This is a genomic window from Streptomyces sp. NPDC045678 (assembly GCF_056432085.1).
In genome coordinates this window covers 265,211-284,925 of record NZ_JBWKJS010000003.1, presented here as the reverse complement: position 1 = coordinate 284,925, position 19,715 = coordinate 265,211, and the positions used below count along the sequence as shown (strand labels likewise).

Annotated in this window: 19 protein-coding genes; 9 read left to right on the top strand and 10 right to left on the bottom strand. The window is 68.0% G+C overall.

Features of this window, described 5'->3' with window-relative positions; genetic code table 11:
* Positions 1–24 precede the first annotated feature (24 nt).
* From gyrB to dnaA, 6 genes are all read right to left on the bottom strand, one after another.
* Positions 25–2,094, bottom strand: a complete 2,070-nt coding sequence (gene gyrB, locus AC07DO_RS12215; protein ID WP_479058976.1) for a DNA topoisomerase (ATP-hydrolyzing) subunit B — start codon at positions 2,092–2,094, stop codon at positions 25–27.
* Positions 2,095–2,359: 265 nt separating this feature from the next.
* The gene (locus AC07DO_RS12210; protein WP_479058974.1) at positions 2,360–2,947 is read right to left on the bottom strand and encodes a DciA family protein; all 588 of its coding nucleotides are present in this window, start codon (positions 2,945–2,947) and stop codon (positions 2,360–2,362) included.
* Entirely contained in the window at positions 2,944–4,065 is a 1,122-nt protein-coding gene (gene recF / locus AC07DO_RS12205; protein WP_479058972.1) for a DNA replication/repair protein RecF, read from the bottom strand. Before recF ends, AC07DO_RS12210 begins: the two co-directional genes overlap by 4 nt.
* A 79-nt stretch (positions 4,066–4,144) precedes the next feature.
* Positions 4,145–5,029: a phosphogluconate dehydrogenase (NAD(+)-dependent, decarboxylating) gene (gene gnd / locus AC07DO_RS12200; RefSeq protein WP_479058970.1), complete on the bottom strand. Its 885-nt coding sequence runs from the start codon at positions 5,027–5,029 to the stop codon at positions 4,145–4,147.
* A gap of 89 nt (positions 5,030–5,118) precedes the next feature.
* Complete coding sequence (gene dnaN / locus AC07DO_RS12195; protein ID WP_150169944.1) at positions 5,119–6,249, bottom strand: DNA polymerase III subunit beta; 1,131 nt, start codon at positions 6,247–6,249, stop codon at positions 5,119–5,121.
* Positions 6,250–7,158: 909 nt separating this feature from the next.
* The gene (gene dnaA / locus AC07DO_RS12190; protein WP_479058968.1) at positions 7,159–9,024 is read right to left on the bottom strand and encodes a chromosomal replication initiator protein DnaA; all 1,866 of its coding nucleotides are present in this window, start codon (positions 9,022–9,024) and stop codon (positions 7,159–7,161) included.
* 367 nt (positions 9,025–9,391) lie between these two features.
* Here dnaA and rpmH point away from each other — a divergent pair, with 367 nt between their 5' ends.
* From rpmH to AC07DO_RS12145, 9 genes are all read left to right on the top strand, one after another.
* Complete coding sequence (gene rpmH, locus AC07DO_RS12185; RefSeq protein WP_006381191.1) at positions 9,392–9,529, top strand: 50S ribosomal protein L34; 138 nt, start codon at positions 9,392–9,394, stop codon at positions 9,527–9,529.
* 21 nt (positions 9,530–9,550) lie between these two features.
* Positions 9,551–9,922 (top strand): ribonuclease P protein component, encoded by a 372-nt coding sequence (gene rnpA, locus AC07DO_RS12180; RefSeq protein WP_479058967.1) that lies wholly within the window; start codon positions 9,551–9,553, stop codon positions 9,920–9,922.
* A complete protein-coding gene (yidD, locus tag AC07DO_RS12175; RefSeq protein ID WP_479058965.1) occupies positions 9,919–10,275 on the top strand; it encodes a membrane protein insertion efficiency factor YidD in 357 nt (118 codons plus the stop codon). Before rnpA ends, yidD begins: the two co-directional genes overlap by 4 nt.
* Before the next feature lie 3 nt (positions 10,276–10,278).
* A complete protein-coding gene (yidC, locus tag AC07DO_RS12170) occupies positions 10,279–11,604 on the top strand; it encodes a membrane protein insertase YidC (RefSeq protein ID WP_479058963.1) in 1,326 nt (441 codons plus the stop codon).
* A 14-nt stretch (positions 11,605–11,618) separates the two neighbouring features.
* Complete coding sequence (locus AC07DO_RS12165; RefSeq protein WP_479058961.1) at positions 11,619–12,134, top strand: Jag family protein; 516 nt, start codon at positions 11,619–11,621, stop codon at positions 12,132–12,134.
* 99 nt (positions 12,135–12,233) lie between these two features.
* Entirely contained in the window at positions 12,234–12,950 is a 717-nt protein-coding gene (gene rsmG, locus AC07DO_RS12160) for a 16S rRNA (guanine(527)-N(7))-methyltransferase RsmG (RefSeq protein WP_479058959.1), read from the top strand.
* A gap of 262 nt (positions 12,951–13,212) precedes the next feature.
* Positions 13,213–14,289 carry a ParA family protein gene (locus AC07DO_RS12155; protein ID WP_479058957.1) on the top strand — a complete coding sequence of 359 codons (1,077 nt, stop codon included), beginning with the start codon at positions 13,213–13,215 and terminating at the stop codon, positions 14,287–14,289.
* On the top strand, positions 14,286–15,407 hold the full coding sequence (locus AC07DO_RS12150) for a ParB/RepB/Spo0J family partition protein (RefSeq protein WP_479058956.1): 1,122 nt from the start codon (positions 14,286–14,288) through the stop codon (positions 15,405–15,407). Before AC07DO_RS12155 ends, AC07DO_RS12150 begins: the two co-directional genes overlap by 4 nt.
* A 306-nt stretch (positions 15,408–15,713) precedes the next feature.
* On the top strand, positions 15,714–16,331 hold the full coding sequence (locus tag AC07DO_RS12145) for a GNAT family N-acetyltransferase (protein WP_479058954.1): 618 nt from the start codon (positions 15,714–15,716) through the stop codon (positions 16,329–16,331).
* A gap of 68 nt (positions 16,332–16,399) precedes the next feature.
* Here AC07DO_RS12145 and trxA read toward each other — a convergent pair whose 3' ends face one another.
* The 4 genes from trxA to sigM form a co-directional block, all read right to left on the bottom strand.
* Complete coding sequence (trxA, locus tag AC07DO_RS12140) at positions 16,400–16,729, bottom strand: thioredoxin (protein ID WP_150217426.1); 330 nt, start codon at positions 16,727–16,729, stop codon at positions 16,400–16,402.
* Positions 16,730–16,771: 42 nt separating this feature from the next.
* Complete coding sequence (gene trxB / locus AC07DO_RS12135) at positions 16,772–17,731, bottom strand: thioredoxin-disulfide reductase (protein ID WP_479058952.1); 960 nt, start codon at positions 17,729–17,731, stop codon at positions 16,772–16,774.
* Between the two features lie 238 nt (positions 17,732–17,969).
* A complete protein-coding gene (locus AC07DO_RS12130) occupies positions 17,970–18,968 on the bottom strand; it encodes an anti-sigma factor family protein (RefSeq protein WP_479058950.1) in 999 nt (332 codons plus the stop codon).
* Positions 18,965–19,711, bottom strand: coding sequence for an RNA polymerase sigma factor SigM (sigM, locus tag AC07DO_RS12125; protein ID WP_479058948.1), 747 nt, complete (start codon positions 19,709–19,711; stop codon positions 18,965–18,967). The genes AC07DO_RS12130 and sigM overlap by 4 nt, the downstream gene beginning before the upstream one ends.
* Positions 19,712–19,715 lie beyond the last annotated feature (4 nt).

The following is a 19,715-nucleotide window of genomic DNA, read 5'->3' as shown; positions in this document are numbered from 1 at the left end:
GAGGTGCGGCTTGTACGGGCCGACTCAGATGTCGAGGAAGCGAACGTCCTTGGCATTGCGCTGAATGAACGAGCGCCGTGCCTCGACGTCCTCTCCCATCAGCACCGAGAAGAGGTCGTCGGCCTGCGCCGCGTCGTCCAGGGTGACCTGGCCGAGCACGCGGTGTTCCTGGTCCATCGTCGTGATGCGCAGTTCCTCGGCGTTCATCTCGCCGAGGCCCTTGAAGCGCTGGACCGAGTCGTCCTTGATGCGCTTGCCGGCCTGGCGGCCGAGCTCCACCAGGGCGTCGCGCTCGCGGTCGGAGTACGCGTACTGGAAGTCGTCCCGGCTCCACTTGATCTTGTAGAGCGGCGGGCGGGACAGGTAGATGTGCCCGGCCTCGACCAGCGGTCGCATGAAGCGGAACAGGAAGGTCAGGAGCAGCGTGTTGATGTGCTGACCGTCGACGTCGGCGTCCGCCATCAAGATGATCTTGTGATAGCGGAGCTTCTCGATGTCGAAGTCCTCGTGCACACCGGTGCCGAAGGCGGAGATCAGCGCCTGGACTTCCTGGTTGTGCAGGATCTTGTCGACGCGCGCCTTCTCGACGTTCAGGATCTTGCCTCGGATGGGCAGGATCGCCTGGTACATCGGGTTGCGGCCGGACTTCGCCGAGCCGCCGGCGGAGTCACCCTCGACGATGAAGATCTCGCACTGCGTCGGGTCGTTCGACTGGCAGTCCGAGAGCTTGCCCGGCAGGGACGCCGTCTCCAGGAGGCCCTTGCGGCGGGTCAGGTCGCGCGCCTTGCGGGCGGCGACACGCGCCGTGGCGGCCTGGATGCCCTTGCGGATGATGTCCGCGGCCTCGTTGGGGTTCCGGTCGAACCAGTCCGTGAGGTGCTCGTGCACGACCTTCTGGACGAAGGTCTTCGCCTCCGTGTTGCCCAGCTTGGTCTTGGTCTGGCCCTCGAACTGCGGCTCGCCCAGCTTCACCGAGATGATCGCGGTCAGACCCTCGCGGACGTCCTCACCCGTGAGGTTGTCGTCCTTCTCCCGGAGCAGCTTCTTCTCGCGCGCGTAGCGATTGACCAGGCCCGTCAGAGCGGCCCTGAAGCCCTCCTCGTGCGTACCGCCCTCGTGCGTGTGGATCGTGTTCGCGAAGGAGTACACACCTTCGGTGTACTGCGAGTTCCACTGCATGGCGATCTCGGCCGAGAGGAGGCGTTCCTTGTCCTCGGCCTCGACGTCGATGACGGTCGGGTGGATGACCTCGCCCTTGCGGGAGTTGAGGTACTTCACGAAGTCGACGATGCCGCCTTCGTAGTGGTACGTGACCGTGCGGGCCTCGGCGGCCTCGTCATCGGTCGCCTCGGCCGAGTCCGCACCCGCCGTGGCCTTCGCCGACTCGCGCTCATCAGTGAGTTTGATCGTCAAACCCTTGTTGAGGAACGCCATCTCCTGGAAACGCCGCGCCAGCGTCTCGAAGGAGTACTCCGTCGTCTCGAAGACGTCCGGGTCGGCCCAGAAGGTGACCGTGGTGCCCGAGTCCTCGACGGCCCCGTGCTTGGCGAGCGGGGCCGTCGGAACGCCCAGCTTGTAGTCCTGGGTCCAGCGGTAGCCGTCGCGCTTGATCTCGACCGCGAGCTTGGTCGACAGGGCGTTCACGACGGACACGCCGACGCCGTGCAGACCACCGGAGACGGCGTATCCGCCGCCGCCGAACTTGCCGCCCGCGTGGAGAACGGTCAGCACGACCTCGACGGCCGGCTTCTTCTCCACCGGGTGCATGTCGACCGGGATGCCACGGCCGTTGTCGACCACGCGCACGCCGCCGTCGGCGAGGATCGTGACGTCGATCGTGTCCGCGTGCCCCGCGAGGGCCTCGTCCACAGAGTTGTCGACGACTTCCTGCACCAGGTGGTGCAGGCCACGTTCACCGGTGGAGCCGATGTACATGCCGGGTCGCTTGCGGACCGCGTCCAGACCCTCGAGGACGGTGATCGCGCTGGCGTCGTACGAGGGCGGGGCCTCGCCGTTCTCGCCTGCGGCGGTGGACGGGATGTTCTCGTTGGGGTTGCCGGAATCGGCCACGAAGCGCCCTTTCTGGCACAGCACAAGCCAAGCTCCCGGCGGTGGCCGGAGCGGCTGCGTCGTTCAGCGATAGTCAGCGTTGCTCGGTGCGTCCCACAAGTGGGGCGGGATTAGCTTCCAGTCTACCGGTAGCGCTGACAGTGATGGGGGTTTGCCGGTACCTGAGTCCTCACGTGCCGCCCTGAACCGGCCTCGGCCGACTCCCCATATGGGGCCCAGGGCTCCAGAACGCTCACAGCGGCACTCAGCGCTTCGGGACGTCAACCCCCAGCTACCGTCGCCGACCGCCTCAGCCGTAGGTGTCTCCGGGGCCCGTGCTACCGGGTGCGCGCAAGGGGCCGAAGCGGTGCGCGGGACCGCCGGGACCGAGGACCTTGATGAGGCGCACGGTGCCGTGGCCCAGGTCCTCGTTGAGGCGTGCGACCAGCTGTGGGGCCATGAGGCGCAGCTGGGTGGCCCATGCCGTCGAGTCGCACTGCACGGTCAGGACGCGCTCGTCCTCGTCGTACCGCTGGGGGACGCAGTGGTTCGCCAGGTCGTCGCCGACGATCTGCGGCCAGCGCCCCATCACACCGCCCACCGCGGCGGGCGTCTCCCAGCCGCGCTCGGTGATCAGACGGTTGATCGCGGATCCGAGCGGCAGCGGGTCGCGTCCGTCGGAGCGCGCGCCGGACCTCAGTCCGCCGCGCCGTGCCTGTTTCTTCTGCTGCGCGGCATCGCCACGCGCGCGTGCCTGTTCCTTCGCGGCCCGCAGGGCGACCCTGGCGAGGTCGACGCCCGAGGGCTCGGGGGTCTTCGGAGCAGGCGTTTCCGGGGTGCCCGGGGTGCCCGCAGAATCGGCCCCGGAGGCGCCCTCGAAAGGCTCCTGGGGACTCATACGCGGTCCACCTCGCCGTCCGTGACCTTGAACCGCGTGCCGGTGAGCACACCCGGCACGTCGTCGTCCACGGCGGCGGTGACGAGCACCTGCTCGCCGGGGGCCACCAGCTCCGCGAGCCGCTCCCTGCGGCGTGCGTCCAGCTCCGCGAAGACATCGTCGAGGACGAGTACCGGCTCGTTGCCCTCGGCCCTGAGCAGGTCGTACGAGGCGAGGCGCAGCGCCAGGGCGTACGACCAGGACTCGCCGTGGCTCGCGTACCCCTTCGCGGGGAGCTGGCCCAGCTTGAGCAGCAGGTCGTCGCGGTGCGGGCCGACCAGGGTGACGCCGCGCTCGATCTCCTGCTTGCGGGCCTCTTCGAGGGCGGCGGTCAGCTGCTCGTAGAGCGCCTCGCGCGTGTGGCCGTCGCCGGGCGCCGACGGCTTGTACTCCAGGGAGACCGGGCCTCCGCCTGGTGCCAGCTGTTCGTACGCCTTGTCGGCGAGCGGCTGCAGTGCGGAGATCAGGTCGAGCCGCTGGGCGAGCAGCTCGGCTCCCACGCGGGCGAGGTGCTGGTCCCACACGTCGAGTGTGGACAGGTCCATGGAGCGGCCGCCGTGGCGTCGGGCGAGGGCGGCCGACTTCAGGAGGGTGTTGCGCTGCTTCAGGACCCGGTCGTAGTCGGAGCGGACCCCCGCCATGCGGGGGGAGCGCGCGGTGATCAGCTCGTCGAGGAAACGGCGCCGCTCACCGGGGTCGCCCTTGATCAGCACCAAGTCCTCGGGCGCGAACAGCACCGTCCGCACGATGCCCAGCACGTCACGGGGCCTGACCTGCGAGGACCTGTTGATACGGGCGCGGTTGGCCTTGCCGGGATTGAGCTCGAGCTCGACCAGCTGCTGGCGCTCGCCCTGCCGGACCTGGGCCCTGATGACGGCGCGCTCGGCGCCCATCCGCACCAGCGGGGCGTCCGAGGAGACCCGGTGACTGCCGAGCGTGGCGAGGTAGCCGACGGCCTCGACGAGGTTGGTCTTGCCCTGCCCGTTCGGGCCCACGAACGCGGTGACGCCCGGATCGAGAGGGACCTCGACCCGGGCGTACGAGCGGAAGTCGGCCAGCGACAGATGCGTGACGTGCATGGTGTGCGCCGACCTCCCCCGGCCTACTTCTCTTACTGAAGCCTGTGCACAACCGCCGAGGTTGCGCACAGGCTGTGGATCAGTGCTCGCTCTTGGACTCCACCGCGTGGCCACCGAACTGGTTGCGCAGCGCGGCGATCATCTTCATCTGCGGGGAGTCGTCCTGACGCGAGGCGAACCGCGCGAAGAGCGAGGCCGTGATCGCGGGCAGCGGCACGGCGTTGTCGATGGCGGCCTCGACCGTCCACCGACCCTCTCCGGAGTCCTGCGCGAAGCCGCGCAGCTTCTCCAGGTGCTCGTCGTCGTCCAGCGCGTTGACCGCGAGGTCGAGCAGCCAGGAACGGATGACCGTGCCCTCCTGCCAGGAGCGGAAGACCTCACGGACGTCCGTGACCGAGTCGACCTTCTCCAGGAGCTCCCAGCCCTCGGCGTAGGCCTGCATCATCGCGTACTCGATGCCGTTGTGGACCATCTTCGCGAAGTGGCCGGCGCCGACCTTGCCCGCGTGGACGGAACCGAAGTCGCCCTCCGGCTTCAGGGCGTCGAAGATGGGCTGCACCTTGGCGACGTCGTCCTTGTCGCCGCCGTACATCAGCGCGTAGCCGTTCTGGAGGCCCCAGACGCCGCCGGAGACGCCGCAGTCGACGAAGCCGATGCCCTTGGCCTTCAGCTCCTCGGCGTGCTTCTCGTCGTCCGTCCAGCGGGAGTTGCCGCCGTCCACGACGATGTCGCCGGGCTGCAGCAGCTCACCCAGCTCATCGACGGTGGCCTGGGTCGCGGCCCCCGCCGGGACCATCACCCACACCACGCGCGGGCCCTTGAGCTTGCCCACAAGCGCTTCGAGGCTGGGGACGTCCGCGAGATCCGGGTTGCGGTCGTATCCGATGACGGTGTGACCTGCGCGGCGGATGCGCTCGCGCATGTTGCCGCCCATCTTGCCGAGGCCGACGAGACCGAGCTCCATCAGAGGTTCCTTCACTAGCGAGGTGGCGTTACGGCACTTTCGTACCTGCGTCCGAGCCTACGCCCGGACGCACGCACACACCTGTGGGCTCAGCCGCTCAGACGTACGGGCATGATCAGGTACTTGTACGCCTCGTCCGCCTCGGCGTCGACGGCCGGCTTGCCGCTCAGAAGAGCGGGCTTCGTCGACGTGGTGAACGACAGCTGGGCGACCGGCGAGTCGATCGCGCTGAGGCCGTCGAGCAGGAACGTCGGGTTGAAGGCGATCGAGATGTCGTCGCCGTCCAGCTGGGCGTCGACCCTTTCCACAGCCTGTGCGTCGTCGCTGGAGCCCGCCTCCAGGATCAGCACGCCCTGCTCGAAGCTCAGCCGCACCGGCGTGTTCCGCTCGGCGACCAGGGCCACACGCTTGACGGCCTCCACGAAGGGGGCGGTCTCGATCACGGCCACCGAGTTGAACTCGGTCGGGAACAGCGTGCGGTACTTCGGCAGGTCGCCCTCGAGGAGACGCGTGGTCGTACGCCGGCCGGCGCCCTCGAAGCCGATCAGGCCCTCACCGGCACCCGAGCCGGACAGGGCCAGGGTGACCGTGTCGCCGCTCGTGAGCGCCTTGGCGGTGTCCAGGAGCGTCTTGGCGGGCACCAGGGCCACAGCGGACGCCTCGGGGTTCTCCGGCTTCCACAGGAACTCGCGGACCGCGAAGCGGTAGCGGTCGGTGGAGGCCAGGGTGACCGTGTCGCCCTCGATCTCGATGCGGACACCGGTCAGCACGGGCAGCGTGTCGTCGCGTCCCGCGGCGATGGCCACCTGAGAAGCGGCAGAGGCGAAGACCTCACCCGGGACGGTGCCCGTGGCGGTCGGCATCTGCGGCAGTGCGGGGTACTCCTCCACAGGGAGGGTGTGGAGTGTGAAGCGCGAGGAGCCACAGACCACCGTCGCCCGTACACCGTCTGTGGAGATCTCCACCGGGCGGTTGGGCAGGGCGCGGCAGATGTCCGCGAGCAGCCGGCCCGAGACGAGGACCGTGCCCTCCTCGTCGATCTCCGCGTCCACCGAGACGCGCGCCGAGACCTCGTAGTCGAAGCTCGACAGGCTCAGTGCGCCTTCCTCGGCCTTCAGCAGCAGGCCCGCGAGGACGGGCGCGGGCGGCCGGGCCGGGAGGCTGCGCGCCGCCCAGGCCACTGCCTCCGCGAGTACGTCGCGTTCAACCCGGATCTTCACCTAAGCCGCCTCCTGCTGTTGCTGGCTGCTCTCGCCCGCTGGGCCTGTGGCCCTCGTCGTCTGACTCGGTGTCTCTCAGCCATGCCGTGGGAAGGACACCGGGGTCCAGTCTGACGCACCGCACTGACAGTCGGTGCCTGTCGGGGTCAAGTCGTGCCGAGAGGTGTCGGAGCTCCGGAGCGAGAGTTGTGCACAGCCCCAGCTTCGAAACCATTTCCCCGGTCTCTCTAGTTGGGAGTAGTAGTAGGGGCTGTGGAAACCGTGGATAACAGCAAAAGCGCTGGTCAGGCCCGGTTTTTTATCCACTGACCCTGTGGGCGGAACCCGTGGACAACCCGGCGTTTCTGTGGACGGGCGAAAGTTCTGCACACCCGGTGCACAGGCAGGGGGTACTTCTCCCCAGCGCTGTCCCCAGCTTTACCCAGCTTCCCCACAGGCCAACCGACCACCTTGGTGTGACGCCTTTCACTCGACACGGTGAGAGCGCGCGTTGCGTTGCCGAACAGTGGACAGCCGTGTGGAGAAGCTGGGCAAAGCTGGGGACAACACGCTCCGTCCTGTGGGTCGCCGGTGGACAACTTCATGCACAGCCTGTGGACGAAATTTTTCTCCACAGTCTGTGGACAGTCTTCGTCCACGAATCCACAACCGCCTGACCTGGCCTGATGATCTCTCAGCAGGGTCCCCTGTGGACAGAGTCTGGACAACTTCCCGGTCCCCAGGGTGTGGAGGGGAAAAAGTCGCCCAATCTGTGGAGAACGGCCGCCTGAGCTGGGGAAATCGAACAGCGATGACCGGCGCCACGTGCCTGCGACGGCCCGCACGCACGCGTGCTGATGCTGAAAGGGCGCCAAAAAGGCGCCCCAGGAGGAGTCCTGGAGCGCCCTCAGCGACGTTCTACGGAGCCAGTCAGCCGTTCTTGATGCGGTTGGTGAGCTCGGTTACCTGGTTGTAGATGGAGCGCCGCTCAGCCATCAACGCGCGGATCTTGCGGTCCGCGTGCATCACGGTCGTGTGGTCGCGGCCGCCGAACTGCGCGCCGATCTTCGGCAGGGAGAGGTCGGTCAGCTCCCTGCACAGGTACATGGCGATCTGCCGGGCCGTCACCAGGACGCGGCTGCGCGAGGATCCGCACAGGTCGTCCACCGTGAGACCGAAGTAGTCGGCCGTGGCCGCCATGATGGCCGGCGCGGTGATCTCCGGAGACGCGTCCTCCCCGCCCGGGATCAGATCCTTGAGGACGATCTCGGTGAGCCCCAGATCCACGGGCTGTCGATTGAGCGACGCGAAAGCGGTCACCCGGATCAGCGCGCCCTCCAGCTCACGGATGTTCCGTGAGATGCGCGACGCGATGAACTCGAGCACCTCCGGAGGGGCGTTCAGCTGCTCCTGCACCGCCTTCTTACGCAGGATGGCGATACGGGTCTCCAGCTCCGGCGGCTGGACGTCGGTGATCAGTCCCCACTCGAAGCGGTTGCGCAGCCGGTCCTCCAGCGTGACCAGCTGCTTGGGCGGCCGGTCACTGGAGAGCACGATCTGCTTGTTCGCGTTGTGGAGCGTATTGAAGGTGTGGAAGAACTCCTCCTGCGTCGACTCCTTGTCCGCGAGGAACTGGATGTCGTCGACGAGCAGGATGTCCATCTCGCGGTAGCGCTTGCGGAAGCTGTCGCCCTTGCCGTCGCGGATGGAGTTGATGAACTCGTTGGTGAATTCCTCCGAGCTCACGTACCGCACGCGCGTGCCGGGATAGAGGCTGCGGGCGTAGTGCCCGATCGCGTGCAGGAGGTGCGTCTTGCCGAGCCCCGACTCTCCGTAGATGAAGAGGGGGTTGTACGCCTTCGCCGGCGCCTCGGCGACGGCGACCGCGGCCGCGTGGGCGAAACGGTTCGACGCCCCGATGACGAAGGTGTCGAAGAGGTACTTCGGGTTGAGGCGGGCGGTGGGCTCGCCCGGGCCCGTGGCGGGCGCCGGCTGCGCGGCCAGCGGGCCGGGGGCGCCACTGGACGAGGTGGGGCCGACCGGTCCGCCCCTGTGCACGCCGTGGCCGCCGTGCCCGCCGCCCCGGGGCCCGCCGTGCTGCTCGGACATGTCATGACGCTCACGCCGGTCCTGCGGCTCGGAACGCCGCTGCTCGTACGGCGAGCGCTCCTGCGGCGGCTGCGAGCGGTAGTCGTGCTGCGGCTGCTGCACCGGCGTCGCGTACGGGTCGCGCTCGGGGAAGCCGAGCCGCTGCTGCTGCCAGCCGTAGTCGTCCTGCGGCTGCGGCCAGGCGCCGGGGGCCGGACGCTGGTAGTCCGGGTAGGCCGGGCGTGCGGTCGGCATCTGGTCGGGCCGCGAGCCGCCCTGGTGCTCATCCGATGAGCGCCGTCCGTAGCTCTCGTACGTGTCGCGTCCCTGCCCCGAGGGCGGCAGCTCCTGCTCTTCGTAATGGTGCTGGTGGGACGGCTGCTGCGGTGCCTGCTGATGCTGGACGGGAGGGGCCGGAGGCCCCGGTTCGCCCACGGAGTCGTCGACCGTGATGGCGATGCGGATCGGACGCCCGCATTCCCGGCTCAGGGTCTCGCTGACCACCGGTGCGAGACGGCCCTCCAGTACGCCCTTGGCGAATTCGTTCGGCACGGCGAGCAGTGCGGTGTCCGCGACGAGTGCCAGGGGCTGACAGCTCCGGAGCCACCGCTCGTCCTTCGCCTCGACGCCCTGTCCGCGGCCTTCCCCCAGCAGATGTTCCAGAACGCGTGGCCACACTGCGGCAAGATCGGCAGGTACGTCAGCCACAGGGCACGCTCTCTCACGGGGTCCCACGAACGTGTGGTTCTTGGGACGGAAACAGGGATGGGGAGAAGGAAGGGAACGAATCGGAGTTCCGTCACGGTAGTCAGGGCGACGGGTGCGGTTCAAGTTGTTGTCCACAGGCTGTGCACAGTGTCTCTCCCTCGCAGCCGGTTTGACCGGATGGCGTAGCCCCGCGTACCGTAAACAGGTCGAGTTGTCGATGGCTGCTGCCGCCTGCCTCCGATGGGCAAAGATCACGATCTGTGATTGTGAAGCGGTGCACTCGGTGCGTATTCGCGAGCTTCTCGTGGGCGCACGGTGACAGCCAGGCGATGTCCCGCCACCAACGAATCATTTCTGGAGCCCCCGAGTGAGCAAGCGCACCTTCCAGCCGAACAACCGCCGTCGCGCCAAGACCCACGGCTTCCGCCTGCGGATGCGCACCCGTGCCGGCCGCGCGATTCTCGCGAACCGTCGTGGCAAGGGTCGCGCCAGCCTGTCCGCCTGATTTCAGTCAGGTCATGACGTCGTGCTGCCTACCGAGCATCGGCTGAGGCGGCGCGAAGACTTCGCGACCGCGGTACGCCGAGGACGCCGGGCCGGACGCCCGCTTCTCGTCGTCCATCTACGTAGCGGCGCAACGGACCCGCACGTGTCGGGGGAGAGCTCTCCCCCGACACGTGCGGGTTTCGTCGTCAGCAAGGCCGTGGGTGGAGCCGTCACACGCAACACCGTGAAGCGCAGACTCCGTCACCTCATGCGCGACCGGCTGGCCATGGTGCCCCCCGGTAGCCTGGTGGTAGTACGAGCGCTGCCCGGAGCGGGCGACGCCGACCATGCACAGCTGGCCCGAGACCTGGATGCCGCCCTGCAGCGGCTGCTGGGAGGGGGCGCGCGATGAAGTACCCGCTGCTGGCTCTGATCAAGCTGTACCAGTGGACGATCAGTCCGCTCCTGGGCCCGGTGTGCAAGTACTACCCGTCGTGTTCCCGCTACGGCTACCTGGCCATCGACCGGCACGGTGCGATCAAGGGAACGGCGCTCACGGCCTGGCGCATCCTGCGGTGCAATCCGTGGTCGCTCGGTGGTGTCGACCATGTTCCGCCGCGCAAGCGTCCGCGGTGGCACGAGATGCTGCGCGCCTCCTGGCGCGAACGCAAGGGCGGGACCTCCGCCGCAAGCGAGCCGAGCGGGGATCTGCCCCCGGGCACGGCCGCTGAGACCGAGACCCCGTCCCATGCTCAAGGAGCCTGATTAGTGGACACGATTGCCAGTCTCTTCAGCTTTATCACGACACCAGTTTCGTGGGTCATCGTCCAGTTCCACGCGGTGTACGGGAAGATCTTCGGTCCCGACACGGGCTGGGCCTGGGGCCTGTCCATCGTGTCCCTGGTGATCCTGATCCGGATCTGCCTGATCCCGCTCTTCGTGAAGCAGATCAAGGCCACTCGGGCGATGCAGACGCTGCAGCCCGAGATGAAGAAGATCCAGGAGCGCTACAAGAGCGACAAGCAGCGCCAGTCCGAAGAGATGATGAAGCTGTACAAGGAGTCGGGTACCAACCCGCTCTCCTCGTGCCTTCCCATCCTGGCGCAGTCGCCGTTCTTCTTCGCCCTGTACCACGTGCTCAACGGCATCGCGACGGGCAAGGAGATCGGCGTCATCGACGGCCCGCTCCTCGAGAGCGCGCGGAAGGCGCACATCGTCGGTGCCCCGCTGGCCGCGAAGTTCACGGACAGCGCTGACAAGGTCGCCTCCCTCGGCGCCACGCTGACGGACGTACGGGTCGTCACCGCGGTGATGATCGTCCTGATGTCGGCGTCGCAGTTCTTCACGCAGCGCCAGCTGATGACGAAGAACGTCGACACCACGGTCAAGACGCCCTTCATGCAGCAGCAGAAGATGCTGATGTACGTCTTCCCGATCATGTTCGCCGTCTTCGGCATCAACTTCCCCGTCGGTGTTCTCGTCTACTGGCTGACCACCAACGTGTGGACCATGGGCCAGCAGATGTTCGTGATCCGCCGGAACCCCACTCCGGGCTCCAAGGCCCAGGCCGCGTTCCTGGAGCGCCTGCAGAAGCAGATCACCCACCACAAGAAGGTGCGCGGGCGTGGCAACACGAACGTCATCAAGGCGATCGTCGCCAAGGGCCGGGACCGCAACGAGTTCGAGCGCAAGTTCATCAACGGGCTGACCAAGGCGGGCCTCGCGGCCCAGGCCGACGGCACCGTGGTGGAGAGCGAGTCCTCCGTCCTCACCGAGGCCGAGGACGGCACCCCCGCGAGCGGCGGTCCGAAGCGCCAGCAGCCCAAGCGTCAGAGCAAGGCCAAGCGTCAGTCCGGCGCCGTCCAGGGCGCGGTCGGAGCCGGTGAGACCGGCGCCACCAGGGCGGACGAACCCTCCGATGCGAAGCCCTCGCTGGAGAAGACCGCGGCCGACCCCGAGGACGACTCCCCCAAGACCAAGCAGGCCGGTGGCAACAAGCAGGGCAACCCGCCCGGCTCCGGTCAGCGCAGCCGAGCAAAGTCGGGACAGCGCAAGGGCCAGCAGCGGCCCAAGCACCCGTCCTCCAAGAAGTAGAAGGAGCCCATCCAGTGACGGAAGGCACCACCACCTCCGCCGCAGCTGAGGCCGGCGACACCCTGACCCGCCTTGAGCAGGAGGGGGAGATCGCGGCGGACTACCTAGAGGGTCTGCTGGACATCGCCGACCTCGACGGCGACATCGACATGGACGTCGAGGCCGACCGGGCCGCTGTCTCGATCATCAGCGACAGCAGCAGCCGCGACCTGCAGAAGCTGGTCGGCCATGACGGTGAGGTCCTGGAGGCGCTTCAGGAGCTCACGCGCCTGGCCGTGCACCGTGAGACCGGTGACCGCAGCCGCCTGATGCTGGACATCGCGGGCTACCGCGCCAAGAAGCGCGAGGAGCTCTCGGAGCTGGGCGCCAAGGCCGCGGCCGAGGTGAAGAGCAGCGGTGAACCCGCCAAGCTCAAGCCGATGACGCCATTCGAGCGCAAGGTCGTGCACGACGCGGTCAAGGCCGCCGGTCTGCGCAGCGAGTCCGAGGGCGAGGAGCCGCAGCGCTTCGTCGTCGTACTCCCCGCCTGATAGGCACAGCGTTAACCGGCCCCGTCTGTTCGCAGGCGGGGCCGATCTTTGTCAGCCTGATAGACAGCCACCCCAGTGCGGTACGGAAGGACGGTCCCCGTGACGGAGGCAGCGGAGCTCCCCCCGGCGCCGGAAGAGGCCCGGACGGTATTCGGCGAGCGCTTCTCGGACGCGGTCCGGTACGCGGAACTGCTGGCCGACGCGGGAGTGCAGCGAGGCTTGATCGGCCCTCGCGAAGTACCGCGGCTGTGGGAGCGGCATCTGCTGAACTGCGCCGTGCTGTCCGAGGTCGTTCCCGAGGGCGTCACGGTCTGCGACGTCGGCTCCGGTGCGGGGCTGCCGGGTATCCCGCTGGCGCTGGTCCGGCCCGACCTGAAGATCACGCTCCTGGAGCCGCTGCTGCGGCGCACGAACTTCCTCACCGAGGTGGTGGAGCTGCTCGGGCTCGACCACGTGACGGTCGTGCGGGGACGGGCCGAGGAAGTCCTCGGCAAGCTGCCGCCCGTCCACGTGGTGACGGCTCGCGCCGTCGCACCGCTGGACCGCCTGGCAGCCTGGGGCGTCCCCCTGCTGCGTCCGTACGGGGAGATGCTGCTCCTCAAGGGCGATACCGCGGAGGAAGAGGTGAAGGCGGCGGGCGCTGCTCTGAGCAAGCTCGGTGCGGTGGACACGTCCGTGTTGCATGTCGGCGAGGGCGTGGTGGACCCGCTCTCCACGGTCGTGCGGGTCGAGGTCGGGGAGAGCCCCGGCGGTGTGCGCTTCGCGGCGAAGCGCGCCAAGGCCGCTCGTACCGGTCGTGCACGCCGCCGCCGCTGATCCGTCCTGACGGCGAGCCGTACTCCACAAAAGCTGCCAAACGTACCCATACCGGGGTGTCGCACCAGCGGCACCCCGGCCGCCGTGCATCGTGTTTCACGTGAAACGTCGCTCACTGCTGCATGGCATCATCAGCCGCGGCCGCGCTGCGGAACCCCGCGACCGTCGACCACTCGGTTCCCTCGATAAGGGCACGGAGTTGTCCACAGAGGTGGATTCGTCCACAGAAGACCGGGCCTCGCTGGTTCATGACCCTCAAAGCATGGGAGGCTCTGTTCATTGCGAGCCTGATGTCGAGGAGAGTGAATCCTTGCGGTCCGACGCCAACATCGCGGGACCGATGACCGATCCGGTCCCCGGTCCCCGTACCGAATCGGCGGGGGAGGATGTTTCACGTGAAACTCCGACCCCGATGGACGACACACCCATCGGTCGTGCTGCCCAACTGGCGGTGGAAGCGCTCGGCCGCGCCGGCGAAGGTCTGCCGCGCCCCGAGCAGACCCGCGTCATGGTGGTCGCCAATCAGAAGGGTGGAGTGGGCAAGACGACGACGACCGTCAATCTCGCCGCTTCACTTGCTCTGCACGGCGCACGCGTCCTGGTGATCGACCTCGACCCTCAGGGCAACGCCTCCACGGCCCTCGGTATCGACCACCACGCCGAAGTCCCGTCCATCTATGACGTACTGGTCGAGAGCAAGCCGCTCTCCGACGTCGTCCAGCCGGTTGTCGACGTCGAGGGGCTGTTCTGCGCCCCGGCCACCATCGATCTCGCCGGTGCGGAGATCGAGCTCGTGTCACTCGTGGCACGCGAGAGCCGACTGCAGCGAGCCATCCAGGCGTACGAGCAGCCGCTGGACTACATCCTCATCGACTGCCCGCCGTCACTGGGCCTCCTGACGGTCAACGCGTTGGTGGCCGGCGCGGAGGTGCTGATCCCCATTCAGTGCGAGTACTACGCACTGGAAGGACTCGGGCAGCTCCTGCGCAACGTCGATCTGGTGCGGGGACACCTCAATCCGAACCTGCATGTGTCGACGATCCTGCTCACCATGTACGACGGCAGGACCCGGCTCGCCTCGCAGGTCGCGGACGAGGTGCGCAACCACTTCGGCAAGGAGGTCCTGCGGACCAGCATCCCGAGGTCGGTCCGCATCTCTGAAGCGCCGAGCTACGGACAGACAGTCCTCACCTACGACCCGGGGTCGAGCGGCGCCCTCTCCTATTTCGAAGCGGCACGTGAGATCGCGCTGCGAGGGATCGGGGTGCACTACGACGTCCAGCACGCCCACATGGGCGCTAAGAACGACCAGCACAGCATGACGGAGGGGATGCAGTGAGCGAACGACGCAGAGGGCTGGGGCGAGGCCTCGGTGCCTTGATCCCCGCTGCCCCGACGGAGAAGCAGGCCCCGCAGAGCGTGGGCGGAGGATCGACCTCCCCCACGGCGGTCCCGGTACTGACCGCCGAGCGAGGCGTGGCTGCCGCGAAGGTGACATCGCTCCCGCAGAGCCCTGTTTCACATGAAACGGCGGAGCCGCTGCCCCAGCAAGCCGCGGAGTCGCCCGAGAACCAGACCGTGGCCGGCGCGCACTTCGCCGAGCTGCCGCTCGACGTCATTACGCCCAACCCGCAGCAGCCTCGTGTGGTGTTCGACGAGGATGCCCTCGCCGAGCTGGTGACTTCCATCAAGGAGGTCGGTCTTCTCCAGCCGGTCGTGGTGCGGCAGCTGGGTCCCGCGCGCTACGAGCTCATCATGGGCGAGCGGCGCTGGCGGGCGTGCCGTGAGGCGGGCCTTGAGCGCATCCCTGCCATCGTGCGGGCCACCGAAGACGACAAGCTCCTTCTGGACGCCCTTCTCGAGAACCTGCACCGTGCCCAGCTGAACCCGCTGGAAGAGGCCGCGGCCTACGACCAGTTGCTCAAGGACTTCAACTGCACGCACGACCAGCTGGCGGACCGGATCGGCCGGTCCCGCCCGCAGGTCTCCAACACGCTGCGACTGCTGAAGCTCTCGCCGGCCGTGCAGCGCAGGGTCGCCGCTGGAGTCCTCTCCGCGGGGCACGCCCGGGCGCTGCTCTCCGTCGAGGACTCGGAGGAGCAGGACCGGCTGGCCCACCGGATCGTCGCTGAAGGCCTCTCGGTGCGTGCTGTCGAGGAGATCGTGACCCTCATGGGTTCACGGCCACAGAGCGCCCCGAAGTCCAAGGGGCCGCGTGCCGGGGCTCGGGTCTCGCCGGCTCTCAGCACGCTGGCCACGCGGCTCTCCGACCGGTTCGAGACCCGTGTCCGGGTGGACCTGGGCCAGAAGAAGGGGAAGATCGTCGTTGACTTCGCCTCCCTGGAAGACCTGGAGCGCATCCTCAGCACGCTGGCTCCGGGCGAGGGACCGGTCCTGAAGAACGGACTGGCCGAAGACACCTCGGACAGCGACGACACCGAGGACGACCACACCTGATTCGCAGAGGTCAGTACCGCGAAAGCGGGTCGTGTCCGGTCTGTCCGGAACACGGCCCGCTCTTTGCTTTCCTACGGTTTCGATGCAATCTCATCGTGGATACGATGCGTTCGGGTATGGCGCATCCACCTGACGGCACCTCATTGAGGAGGCGGGGGTCATGCGAACGATGAGCCGCACCGGACTGATGACCGCGGGCCTCGGGCTGGGAGCGGTCGGCGGTTTCGTCGGCAGCCTGCTCAGGGAACGCAGTGCGCTGACAGCCGCCCGCAGCGCGGCGGCCGACGGAAGTGAGGAACCGCCTACATGGGGCGTCGGCTCGTACCGCTCACACTGGACAACCTCCCGGACCTTCCCAACCGGTGCCGGGGCTGTGTCTTCTGGGAGCTGGACCCGGTCAGCGGCCAGGCCGCGGTAAAAGCCGGAACGCCCGAGCTGGAGAAGGAAGCGTGGATCTCCGCCGTCCTGCTGGAGTGGGGGTCCTGCGGTCGGGTCGTCTACGTCGATGACGTGCCAGTGGGCTTTGTGCTCTACGCCCCTCCGGCGTACGTTCCGCGCTCTACGGCCTTCCCCACGAGTCCCGTGTCGCCGGATGCGGTCCAGCTGATGACAGCCTGGATCATGCCGGGCTACCAGGGGCAGGGGCTGGGACGAGTCATCGTTCAGACGGTCGCGAAGGATCTGCTGCGCAGGGGCTTCAAGGCGATCGAAGCCTTCGGGGACGCACGGTGGGAGAAGCCTGCGTGTGTGCTGCCCGCGGAGCATCTCCTGTCGGTGGGCTTCAAGACGGTCCGCCCGCACCCCTCCTATCCGCGACTGCGGCTCGAACTCCGTACGACGCTCTCCTGGAAGGAAGACGTCGAGCTGGCGCTCGACCGACTGCTGGGGGCGGTGCAGAAGGAACCGGCGCTCCGACCGTTGTGAAACGGCGAATGGACCAGCCCTTGGAGGGACTGGTCCATTCGTGTTTCACGTGAAACATCGCCCACTGATTACTCGGCGATGAAGTCCGCCAGGTCCTTCTCGATGGCAGCCTTCGGCTTGGCACCGACGATGGTCTTGGCGACCTCGCCACCCTGGTAGACGTTCAGCGTCGGGATCGACATGACGCCGTACTTGGCGGCGGTGCCGGGGTTCTCGTCGATGTTGAGCTTGACGACCTGGATCTTGTCGCCGTGCTCCTTGGCGATCGCCTCGAGGGAGGGGGCGATCTGGCGGCACGGGCCGCACCAGGCAGCCCAGAAGTCCACCAGTACGGGCTTGTCGCTCTTGAGGACGACCTCCTCGAAGGAGTCGTCGGTCACGTTCTGCAGGTCGGCCACGGGAAGGCTCCTTTTACTCGGTGGTGCGGTGGGGAAGAGGTGTCAGACGGTGACGGCGGCCGTCGCGTTGTCCACGAGCGCAGCGAGGAAGCGCTCGGCGTCGAGAGCGGCGGAGCAGCCGGTACCGGCTGCTGTGATCGCCTGACGGTACGTGTGGTCGACGACGTCACCGGCGCCGAAGACACCGGGCACGTTCGTCCGGGTCGAGGGCGCGTCGACCTTCAGGTAGCCCTCGTCGTCGAGCGTCAGCTGCCCCTTGAAGAGCTCGGTACGCGGGTCGTGGCCGATCGCGATGAAGAGGCCCGTCACCGGCAGCTCGGACGTCTCGCCCGTCTTGAGGTTGCGCAGCGTCAGACCGGAGAGCTTCTGCTCGCCCTTGATCTCGGCGATCTCGCTGTCCCAGACGAACTTGATCTTCGGGTCGGCGAAGGCACGCTCCTGCATCGCCTTGGACGCACGCAGGGTGTCGCGACGGTGCACGATGGTCACGGACTTGGCGAAGCGCGAGAGGAAGGTGGCCTCCTCCATCGCGGTGTCGCCACCGCCGATCACGGCGATGTCCTGGTCCTTGAAGAAGAACCCGTCGCAGGTGGCGCACCAGGAGACGCCGCGTCCGGAGAGGGCGTCCTCGTTCGGCAGACCGAGCTTGCGGTGCTGGGAGCCGGTCGTGACGATGACGGTCTTCGCGCGGTGCACGGTGCCCACGGTGTCCGTCACGGTCTTGATCTCACCGGTGAGGTCCACGGCGACGATGTCGTCCGGCACGAGCTCGGCGCCGAAGCGCTCGGCCTGGGCGCGCATGTTGTCCATGAGCTCGGGGCCCATGACACCGTCCTGGAAGCCGGGGAAGTTCTCCACCTCGGTGGTGTTCATCAGCGCACCGCCTGCGGTGACGGCGCCCTCGAACACCAGCGGCTTCAGCGACGCGCGCGCGGTGTAGAGCGCCGCCGTGTAGCCGGCGGGCCCGGAGCCGATGATGATCACGTTACGGACGTCGGTCACGGCTTGATTCCTCGTCTCTGGGGACTGCTGCGTACTGCTGGTGGGTGCCTGTCTCATGGCTCTCACCCCACCCAACGGATCCTACGGGGCATGCATTCCCCACCGTGTCCGCGCACACGGAGGCGAGCCACGGCGAGGAGTGCCATACGCCACAAGACCGCTGGCCGCAGCGTTGAACGGCGGAGGAACGGCATGGGAAACGACCCGGAGAAAAGTGCCCCGGAAGGAGTCCGGGCCGTCAGCTCTGCGGGTACGCGTGTGTCATGAGGACCTTGCCGACGGACGGCGAGGACTTGCCCACACAAGCGGCGTCGACAACGTAGGCGGACACCTTGGTGCTGTCGGAGTCATGAGGCACCACGACGAGGTAGGCGCGCTTGCCCTCGTACGAACCCTCTTCTGCGGCGAGCGGTGTCCTGTCGCCGATGCCGCGCTGAATGCAATCGGGCACCTGCACCTGGACCGCGGTCCTCGGGGAGTTCTTCTCGGGGGACTCCGGGCTGGAGCGAGTGTCGAAGGACGGTGTCGAGGTGTCCGACTTCCCGCCGGTCTTGTGCGGGCCGTTCTTCTTGAGGAGGTCGGCGACACGGCCGTCGAGCTTCTGTCCGGAGAACGAGCTGCTCGCTGAGTTCTGCCGCTCGGATGCCGTCCCTGTCGTCCCGTCGGAATCGTCGCCCATGGTCTGGATCAACAGGGAGCCGAGACCGATCGCGGCGGCGGTGAAGACAGCGCCCAGCACCGCCGTACGTCGACGTGTGCCGCGCGGACGGCTGCCGCGGCCCGGACCGGTGGCAGCACGGGCATGGCCCGCAGGACGAGCGGCGCCGCCGGAGGAGGCGGGTGCGGACGTTGTTTCACGTGAAACACGCACCGGGGCGGGTGAAGGGGAGAGCGACGAGTCGGACGACGACGCGGGAGAGGACGAGGCGACGGACACCGGGCCGGACGGCTCGTTCCCCGTGAGCAGGCCTTCGGAGCTGGCGGAGTCGAGCAGCGCTTCGGCCGCCAGCGCCGCGTCGATACGCCCGGCGACGTCGTCCGGCATACGCGGCGGCCCTGGCAGCGTGCCGAGCAGGCCGCGAATCTCCTCCAGGGAGGCGTGGACGTCGGCGCAGAGCTCGCAGTCCTCCAGGTGCCGGCGTACGTCACTCGTGCGCGACGGGGAGAGCAGGCCCTCGCTCAGATCCGAGATCTCAGCGACGTCCGGGTGCCCGGCCGAGTCGGTCGTATCCGTCACGCTCGCCCACCTCCGCCCTTCACGGCAGCTGAATCACTTGGTCCTGTATCCCGTGGCTCTGCTGCCGGTGGGACGGATGTCCCCTGCGTCCGGTTCCTTCCTGAGCGGGGTTTCGCTTTTCTCCCGTCGCCGCTCTCCCCGTCGCTGCTGTCCCCGTCTCTCGGAGGCGGACTCGTGCGGAGATGAGTGAGCAGCGGCAGGAGTCTGGCCCTGCCGCGGGCGCAGCGGCTCTTCACCGTGCCCGTGGGCACCTCCAGGACGCGGGCGGCCTCGGCCACCGGATAGCCCTGCATGTCCACGAGGACGAGGGCGGCTCGCTGATCGTGAGGGAGGGTGCCCAGAGCCTCCACCAGCTCCCGGTGGAGGTCGCCGCGCTCGACGGGGGCGGCGGCCGACTCCTCCGGTTCCAGGAGCTGCTCGAGGCGCTCGGCGTCGTCGATGGGGGAGGTCTTGCGGGAGGCCGCCTTGCGCGCTCGGTCCAGGCAGGCGTTCACGGTGATCCGGTGCAGCCACGTCGTCACGGCCGACTGCCCGCGGAACGTGTGTGCCGCGCGGTAGGCGGAGACCAGGGCGTCCTGCACCGCGTCGGCCGCCTCCTCGCGGTCCCCGAGGGTGCGCAGCGCCACGGCCCACAGCCGGTCACGATGGCGACGCACCAGCTCGCCGAAGGCGTCGGTGTCGCCGGCGACATGAGCGGCGAGGAGGTCCTGATCGCCCATGTCACCGTGTGCGGTGCTGTCCATCGTC

Bases quoted from the DNA above. Each gene is read 5' to 3' on its own strand.
- AC07DO_RS12155 (WP_479058957.1), top strand. From the start codon at position 13,213: ATGGGAGGCTCTGTTCATTGCGAGCCTGATGTCGAGGAGAGTGAATCC.
- gnd (WP_479058970.1), bottom strand. From the start codon at position 5,029: ATGGAGCTCGGTCTCGTCGGCCTCGGCAAGATGGGCGGCAACATGCGC.
- AC07DO_RS12210 (WP_479058974.1), bottom strand. From the start codon at position 2,947: ATGAGTCCCCAGGAGCCTTTCGAGGGCGCCTCCGGGGCCGATTCTGCG.
- sigM (WP_479058948.1), bottom strand. From the start codon at position 19,711: ATGGACAGCACCGCACACGGTGACATGGGCGATCAGGACCTCCTCGCC.
- AC07DO_RS12145 (WP_479058954.1), top strand. From the start codon at position 15,714: ATGGGGCGTCGGCTCGTACCGCTCACACTGGACAACCTCCCGGACCTT.
- yidD (WP_479058965.1), top strand. From the start codon at position 9,919: ATGAAGTACCCGCTGCTGGCTCTGATCAAGCTGTACCAGTGGACGATC.
- recF (WP_479058972.1), bottom strand. From the start codon at position 4,065: ATGCACGTCACGCATCTGTCGCTGGCCGACTTCCGCTCGTACGCCCGG.